The organism is Flavobacterium sp. NRK F10 (genome assembly GCF_024054235.1).
Lineage (GTDB): Bacteria > Bacteroidota > Bacteroidia > Flavobacteriales > Flavobacteriaceae > Flavobacterium > Flavobacterium sediminis.
Map to the genome: position 1 here is coordinate 1,501,379 of NZ_JAMXLC010000001.1, position 17,468 is coordinate 1,518,846.

Annotated in this window: 13 protein-coding genes and 1 tRNA gene; 5 read left to right on the plus strand and 9 right to left on the minus strand. The window is 31.4% G+C overall.

Annotated features, from left to right (window positions below):
- Nucleotides 1-24: 24 nt before the first annotated feature.
- Together ybeY and NHF50_RS06845 are read right to left on the minus strand one after the other, a co-directional pair.
- Nucleotides 25-444: an rRNA maturation RNase YbeY gene (ybeY, locus tag NHF50_RS06840; RefSeq protein WP_252775474.1), complete on the minus strand. Its 420-nt coding sequence runs from the start codon at nucleotides 442-444 to the stop codon at nucleotides 25-27.
- Nucleotides 437-3,772 carry a hypothetical protein gene (locus tag NHF50_RS06845; RefSeq protein WP_252775475.1) on the minus strand — a complete coding sequence of 1,112 codons (3,336 nt, stop codon included), beginning with the start codon at nucleotides 3,770-3,772 and terminating at the stop codon, nucleotides 437-439. Before NHF50_RS06845 ends, ybeY begins: the two co-directional genes overlap by 8 nt.
- Before the next feature lie 161 nt (nucleotides 3,773-3,933).
- Between NHF50_RS06845 and gltX the strand changes: the two genes are divergently transcribed.
- Nucleotides 3,934-5,439 (plus strand): glutamate--tRNA ligase, encoded by a 1,506-nt coding sequence (gene gltX, locus NHF50_RS06850; protein ID WP_252775476.1) that lies wholly within the window; start codon nucleotides 3,934-3,936, stop codon nucleotides 5,437-5,439.
- A gap of 36 nt (nucleotides 5,440-5,475) precedes the next feature.
- Here the strand turns inward: gltX and NHF50_RS06855 are convergent, their stop codons facing one another.
- Nucleotides 5,476-6,123, minus strand: coding sequence for a hypothetical protein (locus tag NHF50_RS06855; RefSeq protein ID WP_109569005.1), 648 nt, complete (start codon nucleotides 6,121-6,123; stop codon nucleotides 5,476-5,478).
- Nucleotides 6,124-6,224: 101 nt separating this feature from the next.
- Here NHF50_RS06855 and NHF50_RS06860 point away from each other — a divergent pair, with 101 nt between their 5' ends.
- A complete protein-coding gene (locus tag NHF50_RS06860) occupies nucleotides 6,225-7,154 on the plus strand; it encodes an SPFH domain-containing protein (protein ID WP_109569006.1) in 930 nt (309 codons plus the stop codon).
- Nucleotides 7,155-7,617: 463 nt separating this feature from the next.
- Here the strand turns inward: NHF50_RS06860 and NHF50_RS06865 are convergent, their stop codons facing one another.
- Complete coding sequence (locus NHF50_RS06865; RefSeq protein ID WP_252775477.1) at nucleotides 7,618-9,297, minus strand: glutamine--tRNA ligase/YqeY domain fusion protein; 1,680 nt, start codon at nucleotides 9,295-9,297, stop codon at nucleotides 7,618-7,620.
- Between the two features lie 98 nt (nucleotides 9,298-9,395).
- On the opposite strand from NHF50_RS06865, the gene folB reads away from it, so the two are divergent.
- A complete protein-coding gene (gene folB / locus NHF50_RS06870) occupies nucleotides 9,396-9,755 on the plus strand; it encodes a dihydroneopterin aldolase (protein WP_109569008.1) in 360 nt (119 codons plus the stop codon).
- Between the two features lie 78 nt (nucleotides 9,756-9,833).
- Here folB and NHF50_RS06875 read toward each other — a convergent pair whose 3' ends face one another.
- Complete coding sequence (locus NHF50_RS06875; RefSeq protein WP_252775478.1) at nucleotides 9,834-11,462, minus strand: LTA synthase family protein; 1,629 nt, start codon at nucleotides 11,460-11,462, stop codon at nucleotides 9,834-9,836.
- A gap of 419 nt (nucleotides 11,463-11,881) precedes the next feature.
- Between NHF50_RS06875 and NHF50_RS06880 the strand changes: the two genes are divergently transcribed.
- A tRNA-Cys gene (locus NHF50_RS06880) sits at nucleotides 11,882-11,952 on the plus strand.
- A gap of 137 nt (nucleotides 11,953-12,089) precedes the next feature.
- On the opposite strand, the gene NHF50_RS06885 is transcribed toward NHF50_RS06880, so the two are convergent.
- From NHF50_RS06885 to NHF50_RS06900, 4 genes are all read right to left on the minus strand, one after another.
- Entirely contained in the window at nucleotides 12,090-12,779 is a 690-nt protein-coding gene (locus NHF50_RS06885; protein WP_109569010.1) for a LysE family translocator, read from the minus strand.
- A gap of 134 nt (nucleotides 12,780-12,913) precedes the next feature.
- Nucleotides 12,914-13,579, minus strand: a complete 666-nt coding sequence (locus tag NHF50_RS06890) for a head GIN domain-containing protein (RefSeq protein ID WP_252775479.1) — start codon at nucleotides 13,577-13,579, stop codon at nucleotides 12,914-12,916.
- Between the two features lie 42 nt (nucleotides 13,580-13,621).
- Nucleotides 13,622-15,802: a ribonuclease R gene (rnr, locus tag NHF50_RS06895; RefSeq protein WP_109569012.1), complete on the minus strand. Its 2,181-nt coding sequence runs from the start codon at nucleotides 15,800-15,802 to the stop codon at nucleotides 13,622-13,624.
- A 625-nt stretch (nucleotides 15,803-16,427) separates the two neighbouring features.
- Nucleotides 16,428-16,952 carry a YdeI/OmpD-associated family protein gene (locus NHF50_RS06900; RefSeq protein WP_252775480.1) on the minus strand — a complete coding sequence of 175 codons (525 nt, stop codon included), beginning with the start codon at nucleotides 16,950-16,952 and terminating at the stop codon, nucleotides 16,428-16,430.
- Nucleotides 16,953-17,036: 84 nt separating this feature from the next.
- Here NHF50_RS06900 and rpiB point away from each other — a divergent pair, with 84 nt between their 5' ends.
- Nucleotides 17,037-17,468 carry a ribose 5-phosphate isomerase B gene (gene rpiB, locus NHF50_RS06905; RefSeq protein ID WP_109569015.1) on the plus strand — a complete coding sequence of 144 codons (432 nt, stop codon included), beginning with the start codon at nucleotides 17,037-17,039 and terminating at the stop codon, nucleotides 17,466-17,468.

Below are 17,468 nucleotides of genomic sequence, written 5' to 3' on the forward strand. Positions count from 1 at the left end.
AAAAAAAAAGAATAAAGAAGCGACTTAATGTTTCACGTGGAACATTTTTATTTTTTCTTCTTCTTTAGCTCTCATTAGTTGCTCATCAGCTTCAGACTTATCTTTATAACCACAATAATGTAAAACACCATGAGCCATTACTCTTTTTAGCTCTTCAGAAAAGGGAACCTTGAAATCCTTGGCATTATCTTTTACACGCTCAATAGAAAGAAAGATATCACCACTAATAATATCCCCTTCTGTATAATCGAAACTAATAATATCAGTTAATGTATCGTGGTTTAAATATTGCATATTGATCTGATGCAAATACTCATCATTACAAAATATATAATTGATTTCGCCAAGAGTTTTTCCTTCAGATTCAACAACAGACTCAATCCACTCTGAATATAAATCTTCATTTTCTAAAGCAAAATCAATTTCGTAGTTAAAACTAATCATGTTGGTTAAAATAATTTTGAACCTTTTTATTATAATTCGGGTGCAAAGGTAGTGTTTGTCTGTTTAAAATTTCAATACTATTCAAATAATCTTTCACGGTGTCGGGCAAAGCTTTAGACGTGCCATTGTAAACCTCCTTATTGGTGTTAGATTTTCTCTTATTATCCTCTCCTTGTTGCTGAATAGCTTTTTCTAATTTTAATAATTCATGATTCAGATTCAACATCTTTTGTAACGTTTCATTTTTAAAACCTTTATTCAACAACTGCTTTTCAATATCTTTCATCTTATCTAATGCAGACTGACCTATCACTGTATTCCCCTCTTTTTCTAAAGCCTGTTGCAAAGCATTACGCAATTGTTGTTGTTGTTTTAATATCTCTAAAATTTCACCGGCTTTTCCTTCGCTTGTCCCGTTGTCACCATTCTGTTGACCACTATTTCCCTGACCCCTTTCACTGCCACCTTCATTACCGCTCTCTTTTCCTTTTTCACTTCCTTTCTCTTTTCCTTTACCCATTCCTTCTTCCATTTTACCACCCAACTCTTGTTGCTGTTTGATAATATCCGGAAGTTGCATACCTCCACCGGAACCTTTACCAGGTTGCGGTTTACCCTGACCCTGACCGGACATTTGCATCTGCATTTGCATCATCATATTACTTTGAATATTACTCAATAGATCAGCAAGTGTGTTAGCAGCAGTCAAAGTATATTGCTGGTGTCCTTTTCCTTTGTAAAAATTATTTTCAGATAGGGTAGAAAGGGCGTGATCTAAATTATAATGAACATTTCCTACCTCATTCAAAACAACTTCTGAGATCATAGGATTTCTTTTGGCTACAGCAAAAATACTATCATCAATGTGCTTGAACTGTATCTTTAAATTTTGCTGCTCCTTTAAAATTTTATTGAATTGTAAAGATGATGATTGTGCATGATCAGTGGTTTCTAGCAAATCCTCCTGGTTAAAAGAAAAAGCTAATAAATTATCCAAGATCTGACGTAATGCTCTTATATCTTCCTGCATCTGCATTGAATTTCCAGCATCTAAAGAATTCATCATTTGACTACTCATTTCCTTCATTTTTTGCCCTGCTGATTTCTGACTGGACTGCGCTTTTTGAGTATTCTTTTTTTGAAGTTGGTCAGACGCCTTATCCAAATCGTTATCAATATCCTTTTCTTCACTATCAGTATCAGGTATATCTAAAGGAGACTCCAATTCATTATTTTCCTTTTCTAACTGATTTAATTCTTCCTTAATTTGATCGAACTCCTGATTGATTTTATCTTGTTCTTCTTTGGTGTTTTTCTCTTGATTCTCTTTTGCAAGTTCTTCTTGCTTATCTCCCAGCTGATCTAATTTTTCTGCAATTTGTTTAGCCTTTTCTTCAGCATAATATCGCTTAGTTAATTCTACAAGTTGCTCTAAACTCATTTGCTGATTCTTTGCATTTTGCTTTAATTGATCTGCTTTTTTAAATAAATCTTCTTTCTGTAATTTCTCTGTTAGTTTCTCTAACTCTTCCAGAAGCTTCTCATTCTTTTCAGATTCTTTTTGAAACTCATCTAAACGCCGTTCTAATTCTTTGTTTTCGGGTGAATCTTCTTTCTTAAAATCCTTAATATTTTCCTCTAATTTTTTTGAGAATTCTTTCATCATTTCTTCCTGTCTTTGTTGCTTAAAAATGAAGTCTTTTATTTTCTTTTGATCTGGAAAATTTAAAGATGATTTTTCCTTATTCAGACGTTCTAAATCGTTCATCTTTTCTAATTGTTTCTCTTGATCCTGTAAAGATTTTTCTAATGCATTAATATTCTCCTGTTGATTTTTCAGTAAAATATCATCTTTTTCATTGGAAGTTAACTCATAATGTTTAAAAATATTAGTTTTAGCACTTTTATTACCATTAACTATATCATTATCAAATACTTCGAAATAATATTCATAAGAAATCCCTGGTTCTAATTTTAAACCTGACGGAAAAGTGTAAACAAAGCGATCATATAAACCTTTTTGCAATGGGAGAATAGCTTTTCTTAGTTTTTCTTTATCATCCTTATCATAAAAAACTACTTGTAATTTCGATAAACCATAATCATCAGAAACTTGGCCAATGATCATTTGAGAATTAACTTTTAAACTATCAGGAGCAAAATTAGCATTGATAACCGGATGCTGATCTTTTACCACATCAATAGAATACACTAATTTTTCATAAGCTTTTAACTGTGCATTAGATGTTACTATTTGGTATTCTAAAGGGTTTTTGATTACTTTGGAATACGAAAATACCTTCTCGTTTAACTGAAAAGCAAAGGTCTTACCATTATCAACAAAATCAATCTCGGTAGTAGCCTGTGCCGAAATATCCCAATTAATCTTTGTTCCTTCCGGAACAATAATATTTCCTGTTCCAGTAACTGTTTCACTTGCTCTATCAAGATAACTAGGAAAGATCAGTTTCATACTAAAATTTGAAATAGTTGGAACATCTACAACTTGTAAAACATATTGCTCAGAAACCACTTCATTGGAAATCAATTGGAATTCTACATTATGCAAAACATTATCTAAATTATATTGAAATTTACCCGGAGAAACTGTTTCCATAAAATAGTTCTCATTACCAATCCTTATCTTAACATTCTCAGGAATAACTTTCCCTTGTGCAATGACAATTAAAGTAAAATTATCGTGTTGTTTAACAACTAAATTTTTATTCAAAATATCAAAATGAAATGGAGCAGGGGGAGTGTAAGCCGTTTCATAATGCACTACACGTGATAAACTATTTTCAATTACCGAAGAATTACCGGTAATAAAAAACAGAAGCAATACAATGATCGGTATCAGAGCATAAGGCAAATACTTCCTGTTTTTAGAAAGATCAACAGCATTGGAAAAAGGAATAGGCTGTAAAGCATTAGCCTTTTGATCGATCGAAGCCAATAACAATTCTGATCGCTGAGCAGCATCTGAAAGTTGTAAAAAATTCAACAGTTTATCGCCTACATCAGAAAAATGATTTCCAATGATTTTTGAAGCTTCCGCGTAATCAATTCCCTTTTGCAATTTAAAGAGTTTGAAGAACGGCAAAATAATAAACTTGGCCAACAAAAAAACTTCGACAACAATAAAAAGCCAAAATAAAATAGTACGCCCAGAAGTAGAAAGCCATAAAAAATGTTCCACGAGCAACGTAAATAAAAAGTATAAAAGTCCTAAAGCCACAAAAAGTAAAGTTCCTTTTATGATCTCATTCGTATAATACTTCTTAATGAAAGCCTCTAATTTACTGTAAATGATTGATTTTGTTTCCAAGGTTCTTTTGCATTTGCATTTAACCAATAAAAGTACAATTTATTTTTACATAGGGCAATAGCTAAAATTTATAGAGAAACTAATCATAAGAGCCTAAATTTTAACTGTGTATCGTATCTTTGCAGCGAAATTGAATCAAAAAAAGAATCAAATACTAAACTATGTCAAAACCAGTTAGAGTTCGTTTTGCTCCAAGTCCTACAGGTCCTTTACATATCGGAGGAGTTCGTACAGCTTTATTTAATTATTTATTTGCCAAAAAAAATGGCGGAACGTTTTATTTAAGAATTGAAGATACTGATCAAACTCGATTTGTTCCGGGTGCTGAAGCTTATATTTTTGAAGCATTGGAATGGTTAGGAATTGCTCCTGATGAAACCGTTGGAAAAAATGAAAAATTCGGTCCGTACAGACAAAGTGAACGCAAGGCCATGTATAAAGAATATGCAGAACAATTAATTACAAATGGTTGGGCATATTATGCTTTTGATTCTGCTGAAAAATTAGATGAATTAAGAAAGCAAGCAGAAGCTGAAGGTAAAACATTTATCTATAATCATACCGTCAGAGAACAATTAGATAACTCATTAGCATTATCTCATGAAAAAGTTTCAGAGCGTATTACTAATGGTGATGCTTTTGTAGTCCGTTTCAAAACGCCGACCAATGAAGTTTTAGAATTGAATGACATCATTCGTGGAACGGTTAAGTTTGATACCAATTTATTAGATGATAAAGTATTGTACAAAAGTGATGGTATGCCAACCTATCATTTAGCTAATATTGTTGACGACCATTTAATGGAAACCTCTCATGTAATTCGTGGAGAAGAATGGTTGCCAAGCTTACCGTTACACTATTTATTATACAAAGCTTTTAGTTGGGAAGCACCTGAATTTGCACATTTACCATTGATACTAAAACCAGTCGGAAACGGAAAATTATCTAAACGTGATGGTGATAAAATGGGATTCCCTGTATTTCCTTTAGAATGGAAAACAGAGGAATCTACATCAATGGGGTATCGTGAACAAGGCTATTTTCCGGAAGCTGTAGTCAACTTCTTAGCACTATTAGGTTGGAACGACGGAACGGAGAAAGAATTGTTTAGTTTAGACGAATTGATTGCTTCTTTTGATTTAGCCAGAGTAAATAAATCGGGCGCAAAATTTGATCCGGAAAAAAATAAATGGTTCAACCATCAATACCTGATCAAAAAAACTGATGAAGAATTGGCTGTCCTTTTTGCTCCGATTGTTAAAGAAAAAGGAATTGCGACAACTTTAGAGTATTTAACTAAAGTTGTTGCTCAGGTAAAAGACAGGGCTAATTTTATTACGGATCTTTGGGATTTATCCGATTATTTCTTTGTAGCTCCAACATCATACGATGAAAAAGTAACAAAAAAATGGAATGAAGCAACAAAGGAATTACTAAAACAAGTAATTGAACAATTAGCTTCTTATTCAGATTTTACGTCTCAAACTATTGAAAACAATTTGAAAGAATGGATGACAACAAATGAAATAGGGATGGGAAAAGTAATGCAACCACTACGTTTAAGCCTCGTAGGCGAGTTAAAAGGTCCCCATTTGTTTGATATCATTGAAATGCTTGGTAAAGAAGAGACCATCAAACGTATTGAAAAAGCAATTACTACAGTATAAAAAAAGAAACCCCTCAACATTGTTGAGGGGTTTCTATTATAAATAAAAAGTAATCATTCCACTTATTAATCCGATATTTCCTTTAAATTTTTTATTACCATTTAAAAGGACTAATTCATCCTTTTTATTTAAGTTATTCATGATGTTATTTAAACCATACTGATAACTAAAATGTAAACGAACTCTTTTCAATCCGGCTGTAACACCTGCATACAGATTTCCGTTTATTTTTGTAATATCCACTATATCGTTAGCTGTCAATAACGGACTGTCTTTCAAAAATTTATATTCATCTTTCCCATCGATCTTTAATTTACTGTTAACTTGTAAAACCGGACCAATTTCTAGTGTTAAATGGTTTTCAACAACCATATAACTAGCTACTAAATATATCTGAACAGCACTTAATTTAAAATTAATATCTTCATTTGTAACGGATTGTAAAGAAAAATTACTATCCGTAAAATGCATACCAAAAACTGCCTGCCAGTTGTTATAGTAATTTCCTCTAAGTGATAAACCGGCAATCCAACCTGCTTGCGGGCTGGCATTAAATTGATTTGAAAATAAACTTAGCTGAGTAATACCTCCTGATATTCCGATTCTATTATTATCACGATATCCATATTGTGCTATAGAACTGATGGAAATTAAAACGGTTAATAGAACAATTATTTTCTTCATATAAATTAGGGTTTTGTGTCAAAATTAGGGTTTAATATTAAATACTGTAACTTTTTTTCTAAAAAAGCGTATAATAACCGTAACCAATTAAAAATTAAAATATGTACATTGTTCTCGGAGTAATCGTTATTTTTATTATTTCCTTATTTTTTACCGTTAAACAACAAACTTCTGTAATTATAGAACGTTTCGGGAAGTTTAATAGTATACGTAATTCTGGTTTACAATTAAAAATTCCTATAATTGACAGAGTAGCCGGAAGAGTTAACTTAAGAATTCAACAGTTAGACGTTATTATTGAAACTAAAACTAAAGACAACGTATTCGTAAAACTTAAAGTTTCCGTTCAGTTTAAAGTATTGCAAGACAAAGTATACGAAGCGTTTTATAAATTAGAATATCCTCACGATCAGATTACATCTTATGTTTTTGACGTAGTTCGTGCTGAAGTTCCGAAACTAAAATTAGACGATGTTTTCGAAAGAAAAGATGATATTGCAATTGCTGTAAAAAGAGAATTAAACGAAGCCATGTCAACTTATGGGTATGACATTATCAATACTTTAATTACTGATATTGATCCGGATATTCAGGTTAAAAATGCAATGAACCGTATTAATGCCGCTGATCGTGAAAAAACTGCTGCTGAATATGAAGCGGAAGCATCACGTATCAGAATTGTAGCCAAAGCTAAAGCAGAAGCGGAAAGTAAAAGATTACAAGGTCAGGGTATTGCAGATCAACGTAGAGAAATTGCACGTGGTTTAGTAGAATCAGTAGATGTGTTGAATAAAGTAGGCATCAATTCTCAGGAAGCATCTGCATTAATTGTGGTAACGCAACATTATGATACTTTACAATCAATCGGTAGTGATACAAATAGTAACCTGATCCTGTTACCTAATTCTCCACAAGCGGGAAGTGACATGTTAAATAATATGGTAGCTAGTTTCACAGCAAGTAATCAAGTTGGCGAAGCCATGAAAAAAGCAGCTAAAAAGAAAAGCTCAGAAGATGACCAAGAAGCTTAATTATATACTGAAATAAAAAAATTCTGTTTAACTAACAAAAAACCATCAGTTTCAACTGATGGTTTTTTTGTTTATAATAAAAATATATATTAATTGATATAAATTATAGTTTTCATCTATATAATTTCTTTTACAAAACTAAAATTAAAAATTAAGCCTTTAAATCAACTTACTTTAGTTCTACTATAAAATCATATTACTCTTTTTTTAAAATGTCTTAAATTTAAAATATAAAAGTCGTTTTTAAAAGATATAAATTATAAAAAAATATTTTTAAATAGTTTTTATTTATTATTAGATAAAATAATAAAAAAAGATAATATAATAATTTTTAATAATAATTAAAAGCCCGAACTATCAAAAATAAAAAACCTTCAAGTTTATTCTTGAAGGTTTAAAATATTGTATGTGATTTCTCCTTTTAGTCGAAATGACAAATCTATGGAAACTGAAAAACGAATTACTATTCGCTTATTTTTGCCCAAGTGTCTCGTAAACCAACCGTTTTATTAAAAACTAATTTTTCCGGTGTTGAGTCTCTATCCACACAAAAATAACCTAAACGCTGAAACTGAAAATGATCCAGATCTTTAGCCGTAACTAAACTAGGTTCTACATAACCTGTGATAACTTTCAATGATACCGGATTAATATATTCTTTAAAATCAACTTCTTTATTTCCATCAGGATTTTCATGTGTAAACAAACGATCATATACCCTAACTTCTGCTGCTTTAGCATGAGAAATTGAAACCCAGTGAATAGTTCCTTTTACTTTACGCTTACTAGCTTCAGTACCGCTACCCGAACGAGAATCTTCATCATAGGTACAATGAATTTCGGTAATATTACCATTTTCATCTTTTACAACTGATTCACCTTTAATAATATATGCATTTTTTAGACGTACTTCTTTTCCGATTGATAAACGGAAAAATTTTTTACTAGCCTCTTCTAAAAAGTCTTCCCTTTCAATATATAATTCTCTTGAAAAAGGTACTTTTCTATAGGTCATGTTTTCTTCCTCAGGATTATTTTCCGCATCAAGCCATTCTTCTTTTCCTTCCGGATAATTAGTAATTACCAATTTAACCGGATCTAAAACAGCCATAACACGAGGAGCTATTTTATTCAGATCTTCACGAACACAAAACTCAAGTAAAGAAACATCTATCAAATTTGTACGCTTAGCAATACCGATAGTTTTTGCAAAATTACGGATGGATGCCGGTGTATAACCTCGTCTTCTCATACCGGAAATAGTACTCATACGCGGATCGTCCCAACCGGTAACATATCCTTCATTTACTAATTGCAATAGTTTTCTTTTAGACACCACTGTGTGCGACAAATTTCTACGTGCAAATTCACGTTGTTTTGGTCTTACTTTTGACTCATCGTAAATGTTAGTTAAAAACCAGTCATACAATTCTCTATGTGGCAAAAACTCAAGTGTACACAAAGAATGTGATACTTGTTCTATATAATCACTTTCACCATGTGCCCAGTCATACATTGGGTAAATACACCATGAATTACCAGTTCTGTGATGAGCTGCATGCATGATTCGGTACATGATCGGGTCACGCATTAACATATTAGGCGATGCCATATCAATTTTGGCACGTAAAACATAACTTCCATTAGGAAATTCACCGTTTTTCATGCGTTCCAGTAAATCTAAATTTTCTTCTACTGAACGATCTCTATTCGGGCTATTAGTTCCCGGTTTCGTTGGCGTACCCTTTTGTTGCGCCATTTCTTCAGAAGTCTGATCGTCAACATACGCTTTACCTTTTTTGATCAATTCAACCGCCCAATCGTACAATTGCTGAAAATAATCAGAAGCATAACACTCTTTATCCCATTGAAAACCAAGCCATTCTATATCTCTTTTAATAGCATCTACATATTCCTGTTCTTCTTTGGAAGGATTCGTATCGTCAAAACGTAAATTAACCGGAGCCTTGTAATCAATACCTAAACCGAAATTCAAACAGATAGCACTGGCATGACCCACATGTAAATAGCCGTTCGGTTCCGGTGGAAATCGGAAACGTAATTTATCTTTTGACAAACCGTTTTTTAAATCTTCTTCAATGATTTGTTCAATGAAATTCAATGATTTTTCTTCAGTTGACATATTATTTTTTCAATGTTTTTGCAAAGATAGAAAATGTTTAATTGTTTAAATATAAAATACATCTTAACTTTGAGCGTATAACTTGAAACTAAGTATTAATGGGAACCATAAGATTAAATAATATAAGAGTTTTTGCTTATCACGGTTGTTTAATTGAAGAAGGAAAAATAGGAAGCGATTATAGAGTAGATCTGGAAATTAAAACTGATCTGAGAAAATCTGCTGAAACTGATGATCTTCACGATACTGTTGATTATGTACATCTGAATAAGATAGTTACTGAAGAAATGGCTGAAAAAGCTAAACTATTAGAACATGTAGCTCATCGTATCATTGTAAGAATTTTTAAAGAATTACCACAAGTCTCGCGCATCAAAGTGGGTGTTTCTAAATTAAATCCTCCGATAGGTGGTGATGTAGAAAGTGTTACTATAGAAATGGAAGAATTCAGAAATTAAAAAAGAAGCTCTTTCAAATTCAAAATCTGAAACAAATTCAGATCTACAAAAAATATTCTTTGAAAGAGCTTCTTTGGATTATTTACTTTTATATTTTCTTTCTTTATACAAATAACTTGAAGTTACTATATGAGCTAAGCCATCCGCTGCCAATTCTTTATTTAAAGGCATAGGAATCATAGTAGTATCATTCTTCAACTGAAATTGTAAAGGCTCTGCATTCGGATTAAAAACTACAATTTCGTTACCTATTCTGAATGAATACGTTTCATGGAACAACATTATAGCTCTTCCTTCAACCTCTTCTTTTTTCATTAAATTTCTTCCTACCATCGGCGAATACGTTGTAATACCTGATAATTCTAAAAGGGTAGGAGCTATATCCATTTGACTGGCTAATTTATCATATACTCCTGCTTTTACTTTTGGACCTATAATCAAAGCGGGAATGTGGAACTTATTCACCGGAACCAGGTTTTTACCGTAAGTTCTCGTATTGTGATCAGCTATAACAATAAAAATGGTATTCTTAAAATAATCTTCTTTTTTAGCTAATTCAAAGAATTTACCGATAGCAAAGTCAGCATATTTCATAGCATTATGAACCGTATTCTTAGGCTGTTCATACAAATCAATTCTACCGTCTGGAAATTCAAAAGGTTCGTGATTAGAAGTAGAAAACATCAAAGAAAAGAAAGGTGTATTACCTTGTGATTTGAAGTAATTATTAGCTTTAGTAACTAAATCTTCATCACTATATCCCCAAGTTCCTTTTAGAGCATAGTTGTTACCATCTGAATCAAAGTCGGTTTCATCAATAATATTTTTAAATCCGTTACCGTTAAAAAATGAAGCCATATTATCAAAATTAGCCATACCGCCATAAATAAAACTGGTATCATAACCTTGATTACCAAAAGCTTCCGCTAACGTAAAGAAACCTTGTTGAGCACCACTTAATTTTACTACACTTTCTGAAGGATTCGGAATAAATCCGGAAGTTACCTGTTCTATACCTCTTACACTACGAGTTCCGGTACAATACAAATTAGTAAACAATAAACCTTCTTTTGATAGTTTATCCAATTCAGGTGTTAAAGGCAAACCTCCTAAACAACCCACATATTCTGCTCCTAAACTTTCCTGTAAAAAGATAACCACATTATATTTCGGCTGAACAGAATCCGGTTTGACTTCATGTAAAAAAGGAACCTCGGATGGAAGAAAATCAGTTACATCCATATACTTTTTCACACGATTATATGCCTCTTTTTCATCCATTTTTCCGTATTTTTTTACATTTCCTTCATTCTTTAAAGAATAAGCAGCAAATCCAACGGTATAAGTTGAATTCAATGCTAAGGCATTTGTCATCTGATCGGATGAAAAAATAGCATTACTGGCGTTTATAGGACGTTTTGAAGTCAAACTGGAACGAGCACCCCAAAACAATAAAAAACCTACCGGAAGAAAAGTAATCAGTTTATACAAATAGGAAAAGTTATACACCGGAAAGAAATATTTCTTTCCCTTTTTAATTACATAAACCAAAGCAAGCGTTAAAACAACGAATGTACCTATTAATGAGCCTAAATAACTTTTTACAAGAGTTCCCAAGACCTCTTTAGGATAAATTAAATAATCCAAAAATAATCTATTAGGCCGGGTATCGTATTGGTGTACAAAATCCGGAGTGGAAAGTTCCATTAAAAGCATTATAAAAAGGAAAAATAAAAAATAAACGGTGAAGAAATTTTTTATTTTTTGTAACCAATTATCCGGCAAAAAAGTAATTAAAACAAAAGGTAAGAAAGATAAATAACTCAATAGAATAACGTCAAAACGTAAACCAATTAAAAATAATTGACTATAATTTTCAGTTTCAACTACTCTCTCTTTAAAAATATAAAAAAGGATTATTCTGCTTAAACTATTGATTATTAAACCAATTATAAAAAAATTAAATAAAGGTTTTAAATGCTGTAATTTTTTCATGAATAAAATTTTAATGAAAATCGGTCAAAAGTACAGTAAAAAATAAGCTTTGAAAGTGTATTAAAATTAAAATTTACTAAAAAATTCTTGTGTTACATTAAAATATGTGTAAATTTGCGTTCCTATAAAAAGGCGTCGTGGCCGAGCGGCTAGGCACCGGTCTGCAAAACCGTCTACCCCGGTTCGAATCCGGGCGATGCCTCAGAAATAAAGAGTTACTTTTTTAAGTAGCTCTTTTTTTATGTCTAATTTTTAGAAAAAATTAATTAAAGATATTCCGGACGATGCCTCTAAAATGAAAGAGCTACTTAAAAAAGTAGCTCTTTTTATGTCTTAAAATCACTCACGTTCAACTGTTTCAATTTTCTTAGTGATGTCATCTTTCATTTTCGGAAAGAATCCTTGTAGTATAAAAAATAAACCGAAGATCAATAATATCATACTGATAACCCGTTTTATTTTGTAAATGTTCTGAGCTGTTAATTTGTTTTTTAATTGTTTGGCTAACAAAATTTTAGCAATATCAAATAATAAGTAGAAACCTAAAATAGCAGCAAAAAATATAGAAATTCGTTCCGTTTCCATATTCATTTGGGGACCATAAGTGATAATGATCATCATCCAGAACCCTAATACTCCGATATTGATAAAATTCAATAAAAAACCTTTGAAGAATAAACCGAAATAATTGTTCTTACGAATATTATCATCGTCTTTTTCAATTTCAGTTTGCTTTTTAAAATTTCGTTTTAACAAAATAAAAGACACTAATCCGTAAACAAACATGATTATACCTCCGACAATAAACAAAGTAGGATTATCTTTTAATTGTTCTAAAAGTTGATTAGTACTTAAATATGCTATTAAAATAAAGATGAAATCAGCAAATACAATCCCGAGGTCAAAAGTTAAAGCTGCTCTAAAACCTTTTGTTATACTGGTTTCTAAAAGCACAAAAAATCCGGGACCAATAGAAAATGCTAAAAGCAATCCCCAAGGGATTGCCGTTATAATATCTTGATAATGCACTATTTCAGTAATTAGTTACTAGCTATTAGTAATTATTATAATACGAAATTACGAAAAACTATCTATTTGTTACTAAAACTGAGAAAGTTTTAAAAAAGCTTTGTCTGAATTGTTAATTATAAAAAACTATCTATTTATTCGGCTTGTTCAATTGAACCTCCGGCAATTGTTTTCTGATTGATCTGTTTCGGTTTACCATAAATTAAAATATCGCCTCCGGCTCTTACTTTAGCATCTACAAAATCAGTGGCATAAATTTCGGCTTCTCCACCGGCATTAGCCGTAATAACGGTTTGTTTAGTAATCAGATCTTCAGCTTCATATTTGGCTCCTGAATTTACTAATACATCAGCATATTCAACCGTACCTTTGAGTTCTAATATACTCCCGTTTGCTGTTCGGGCTGATAAGCGTTCCACTTCTAATTGTAAAGAAATTTCTGAACCTTCTTTTAAAATAATTTCAAAATTAATCGCTTTAAACACATCATTAGATGCAATTCTGGAACCTTCGTTTGCTTCAACTGCTTCTAAATGTGTATAATATAAAGTAACAGAAATGTTATCGCCCTGTAATAATTTAGTAAGAGGCATCCTTATTTTTAATTCGCCGTTTTTATTAACAACTTCTACTTCATTAGCTCTGTCTCCTTTAATTATTATTTTATTTTCATTTCCTTTAACCAATTGAACATCAATCTGATCAAAAGAAGTAACTTTATCAAAATCTCCCAGTTTTTTCTCTACTTGAGAAAAAGCTAATGAACTTACTAATAAGGTTGTAAAAAATAATTTTTTCATTTTTATTGATTTTTAAAGTTTAAAATATATCCCAAACTTATATTAATCTTCTTTCTTACGGATATACCAAAAATCTAGTTGCTTTTTAACCAGATCAGCATTTTTAACTTTAACGTAAACTTCATCTCCTAATTGTAAAATGTTCTTAGAAACTTCGCCTACTAAAGCATATTGCTTTTCATCAAAAACATAATAATCATCTTTGATTTCACGAATACGACACATTCCTTCACATTTATTTTCAACGATTTCAACATAAATTCCCCATTCGGTCACTCCGGAAATAACACCCAAAAATTCTTCATCTTTATGATCCTGCATAAATTTAACCTGCATATACTTCACAGAATCTCGTTCGGCATTTGCAGCTAAATTTTCCATTTCCGAACAATGGCGACATTTATTTTCATACGCTTCTTCGTCAACACTTTTACCTCCGTCTAAATAATACTGTAGCAAACGATGTGCCATAACATCAGGATAACGACGAATAGGCGATGTAAAATGACTGTAGAAATCAAATGCTAAACCGTAATGACCTATGTTGTCTGTAGAATAAGCTGCTTTACTCATACTTCGGATCGCTAAAGTATCTACCATATTTTGCTCTTTCTTACCCTGAACATCTTCTAACAAAGTATTCAAAGATTTTGAAATTGTATCTTTTGATTTAAAATTCAAAGAATACCCGAATTTTTTGATCACCATTTGTAAGTTCATCAACTTATCTTCATTCGGTTCATCATGAACACGATACACAAAAGTTTTCTTTTGTTTACCTATGAACTCAGCTACTTTACGGTTAGCCAATAACATAAATTCTTCAATTAAATGATTAGCATCTTTAGCTATTTTAAAGTAAACACCTGTTGGCTCTGCATTTTCATTCAAATTGAATTTAACTTCAACTTTATCAAATGAAATAGCTCCGTGTGCCAAACGTTTTCTGCGTAAAATTTTAGCTAATTCGTCAAGCTTTAAAGTAGCTTCAACAATACTTTTATCTACTTTATATTCATCTCCGGTCAAAGAAATTTCAGCCGGAATTATATCCGATTTTGTTTCAATAATGTTTTGCGCTTCTTCATAAGCAAAACGCTGATCAGAATAAATAACGGTTCTACCGAACCATGAATCGACAACTTCTGCTTTAGTATTTAATTGAAAAACAGCCGAAAAAGTGTATTTTTCTTCATGCGGACGAAGTGAACAGGCAAAATTACTCAACACTTCCGGCAACATAGGAACTACACGATCTACTAAATAAACAGAAGTAGCTCTGTTGTAAGCTTCATCATCTAAAACAGTTCCTTCTTGTACATAATGCGAAACATCGGCTATATGAATACCAATTTCATAATTTCCGTTCTCTAAAACCTGAAAAGACAAGGCATCATCAAAATCCTTTGCATCTTTCGGGTCTATAGTAAATGTTAAAACATCACGCATATCGCGACGTTTTGCAATTTCATCTTCTGTAATCGAAGTATCTAATTTTTTTGCAAAAGTTTCTACTTCAACAGGAAATTCATACGGTAAACCATATTCTGCTAAAATTGCATGGATCTCTGTATCATGTTCACCAGGTTTTCCAAGTACTTTTAAAACTGTTCCGAAGGGAGAATCAGCTTTTTTAGGCCAATCTTCCATTTTAACCAATACTACATCACCATGCTCTGCTTTTCCGATTTTATTTTTCGGAATAAAAATATCAGTATACATCTTCGGATGTGAAGTGGTAACAAAAGCAAAATTCTTTTGAATATCAATTACACCTACGAATTCTTCTTTATCGCGTTCTAAAATTTCTAAAACTTCTGCTTCTGGCCTTCGAGAACTTCTTCTGTTATAAATATAAGCTTTTACTTTATCGCCGTCTAAAGCGTGATTCAAATTAATGAACGGTATAAAAACATCGTTTTCTAATTCATCACAAACAAAATAACCGGTTTTACGAGAAGTCATATCAACATAACCTTCATAATATTCTGCTTTAGAAACCATTTGGTATTTACCCGGTTCTACTTCGTGAATCTTATCCTGGGATTTTAAAAGTTTTAAATCCCTGATGATCTCATTTCTACTCTTAGTATCAGTCAGTTCAAGCTTTGCAGAAATTTGCTTATAGTTAAAGGATTTAGAAGGTTCTTTTGCAAGTATTTTAAAAATGGAAGCCGTAAAGTCTTTGGCTTTTTTTCCTAGTTTTCTAGATTTCTTACTCATTATATCATTTCAAATTTTAGTGAAAGGTACAAATTAGTTAGCACTATTTAATAGTCCATTCTTAGTTTTAATAAAAAAGTAACAGTTTTAAAATTTTGAAGTTTTCAACAATTATTAAAAACAACAAAAAAAGATTTTTTAAAAATTTAAAATTTTGGTTATGATTATAGCATGTTAATATGTGGAATAACTTTTTGAAAAGAATAGTACTTTTTAAGTTTTACAATTTTATACAAAGCTATTAACAATAGTTTTTTTTAATAAAAGCTTGATTTTTAATTTGAAGAAGTGTTTTATTTTTCAGTTATTAACAACTGTTGATTTCCTATTTTATATTGAATTTGTAAAAAACTTTAGCTATTCATATCTGTTGAAAACTGTAAAAAATAACCTGATAACTTTTTTGAAAAAAGCGAAAACTTCTCTTGATTTATTCGATGCAATTTTTGATTACAAAATTTTTTGAATCATTCTAAAAAAACTTCTCTTTTTCTGTATTTAGTTATTAACAATTAATGTTAATTTATAATTAACTAAAAATCAATGAATTGTAAACCTTAATTAACATCTTCTATTTTTTGATGTGAATTAGTATATAATTGATTGGTATTTAAAGAAATAGTTATCAAAAACGCATTTTGTTACGGTAATCTTTAAAATCTTGTTGGAGTATTTTAAAATCAATCTGACCTTTTAATTTTTTTAAGTGTTCCAAAATCACAAAACTACGTTCAATGCGCAATTGAGAACTCTTTATTTTATTAACAATAGTAATTAAGGTTCGTTGTTTTCCGGGAGTAAGTTGATGAAAAAGCGTACTTCCTTCAGGATCTGAAAATAAAACTTCTTCCATTTCTTCAGTAATTTCAATACCGTATTTTGATTGATCCGGTTGAAGTTCAACATTTACAGTATCACTAATGGTAACATTAGCCAGCTTTAATACTTCTTTGTTCAATAAGATATAATGAAAATCACCTTTGGGAGACATGGCTCTGCTTACAGTAACTAAATAATTTAAGGTACATTTTATTCTTTTGTCAGGTGAAAGTTTCAACATGGCTTCAAATATAGTATCAGGAATTTTTATATAAGGACCATGCCCTAAACTATTTTCATCAAATGAATCAATAACACCTTTAAACGTCATTTTTACTAAAATTATTCTATAAGTAAAGCAAGATACGACGATAATATCTATTTTTGTAGTTATAAACAACACAATAGTATTATTATGATCATTTCAATAGGAAACGACCATGCAGGTCCGGAATACAAAAAAGCAATCATTAAATATTTAGAACTTAATGAGCATACCGTTATCAATCACGGTACTGATACTTTTGAAAGTGTGGATTATCCGGATTTCGGTCATCCGGTGGCTTATGATGTTGAATCTAAAAAAGCTGATTTTGGCATTGTAATTTGCGGTTCCGGAAATGGAATAGCGATGACGGTGAACAAACATCAAGGTGTTCGTGCGGCACTGTGTTGGACCAAAGAAATTTCGGCGCTGGCGCGCCAACACAATGATGCAAATGTGATTAGTATTCCGGCTCGATTTACAGCTATTGAACAAGCTGTTGAAATGGTGCATACTTTTTTAACGACTGAATTTGAAGGAGGCCGACACGATAGAAGGGTTCAAAAAATTGCCTGTAAATAA

Coding starts and splice junctions, on each gene's coding strand:
- ybeY (WP_252775474.1), bottom strand. CDS start 444: ATGATTAGTTTTAACTACGAAATTGATTTTGCTTTAGAAAATGAAGAT.
- gltX (WP_252775476.1), top strand. CDS start 3,934: ATGTCAAAACCAGTTAGAGTTCGTTTTGCTCCAAGTCCTACAGGTCCT.
- NHF50_RS06855 (WP_109569005.1), bottom strand. CDS start 6,123: ATGAAGAAAATAATTGTTCTATTAACCGTTTTAATTTCCATCAGTTCT.
- NHF50_RS06860 (WP_109569006.1), top strand. CDS start 6,225: ATGTACATTGTTCTCGGAGTAATCGTTATTTTTATTATTTCCTTATTT.
- NHF50_RS06865 (WP_252775477.1), bottom strand. CDS start 9,297: ATGTCAACTGAAGAAAAATCATTGAATTTCATTGAACAAATCATTGAA.
- folB (WP_109569008.1), top strand. CDS start 9,396: ATGGGAACCATAAGATTAAATAATATAAGAGTTTTTGCTTATCACGGT.
- NHF50_RS06875 (WP_252775478.1), bottom strand. CDS start 11,462: ATGGAACTTTCCACTCCGGATTTTGTACACCAATACGATACCCGGCCT.
- NHF50_RS06890 (WP_252775479.1), bottom strand. CDS start 13,579: ATGAAAAAATTATTTTTTACAACCTTATTAGTAAGTTCATTAGCTTTT.
- rnr (WP_109569012.1), bottom strand. CDS start 15,802: ATGAGTAAGAAATCTAGAAAACTAGGAAAAAAAGCCAAAGACTTTACG.
- NHF50_RS06900 (WP_252775480.1), bottom strand. CDS start 16,952: ATGACGTTTAAAGGTGTTATTGATTCATTTGATGAAAATAGTTTAGGG.
- rpiB (WP_109569015.1), top strand. CDS start 17,037: ATGATCATTTCAATAGGAAACGACCATGCAGGTCCGGAATACAAAAAA.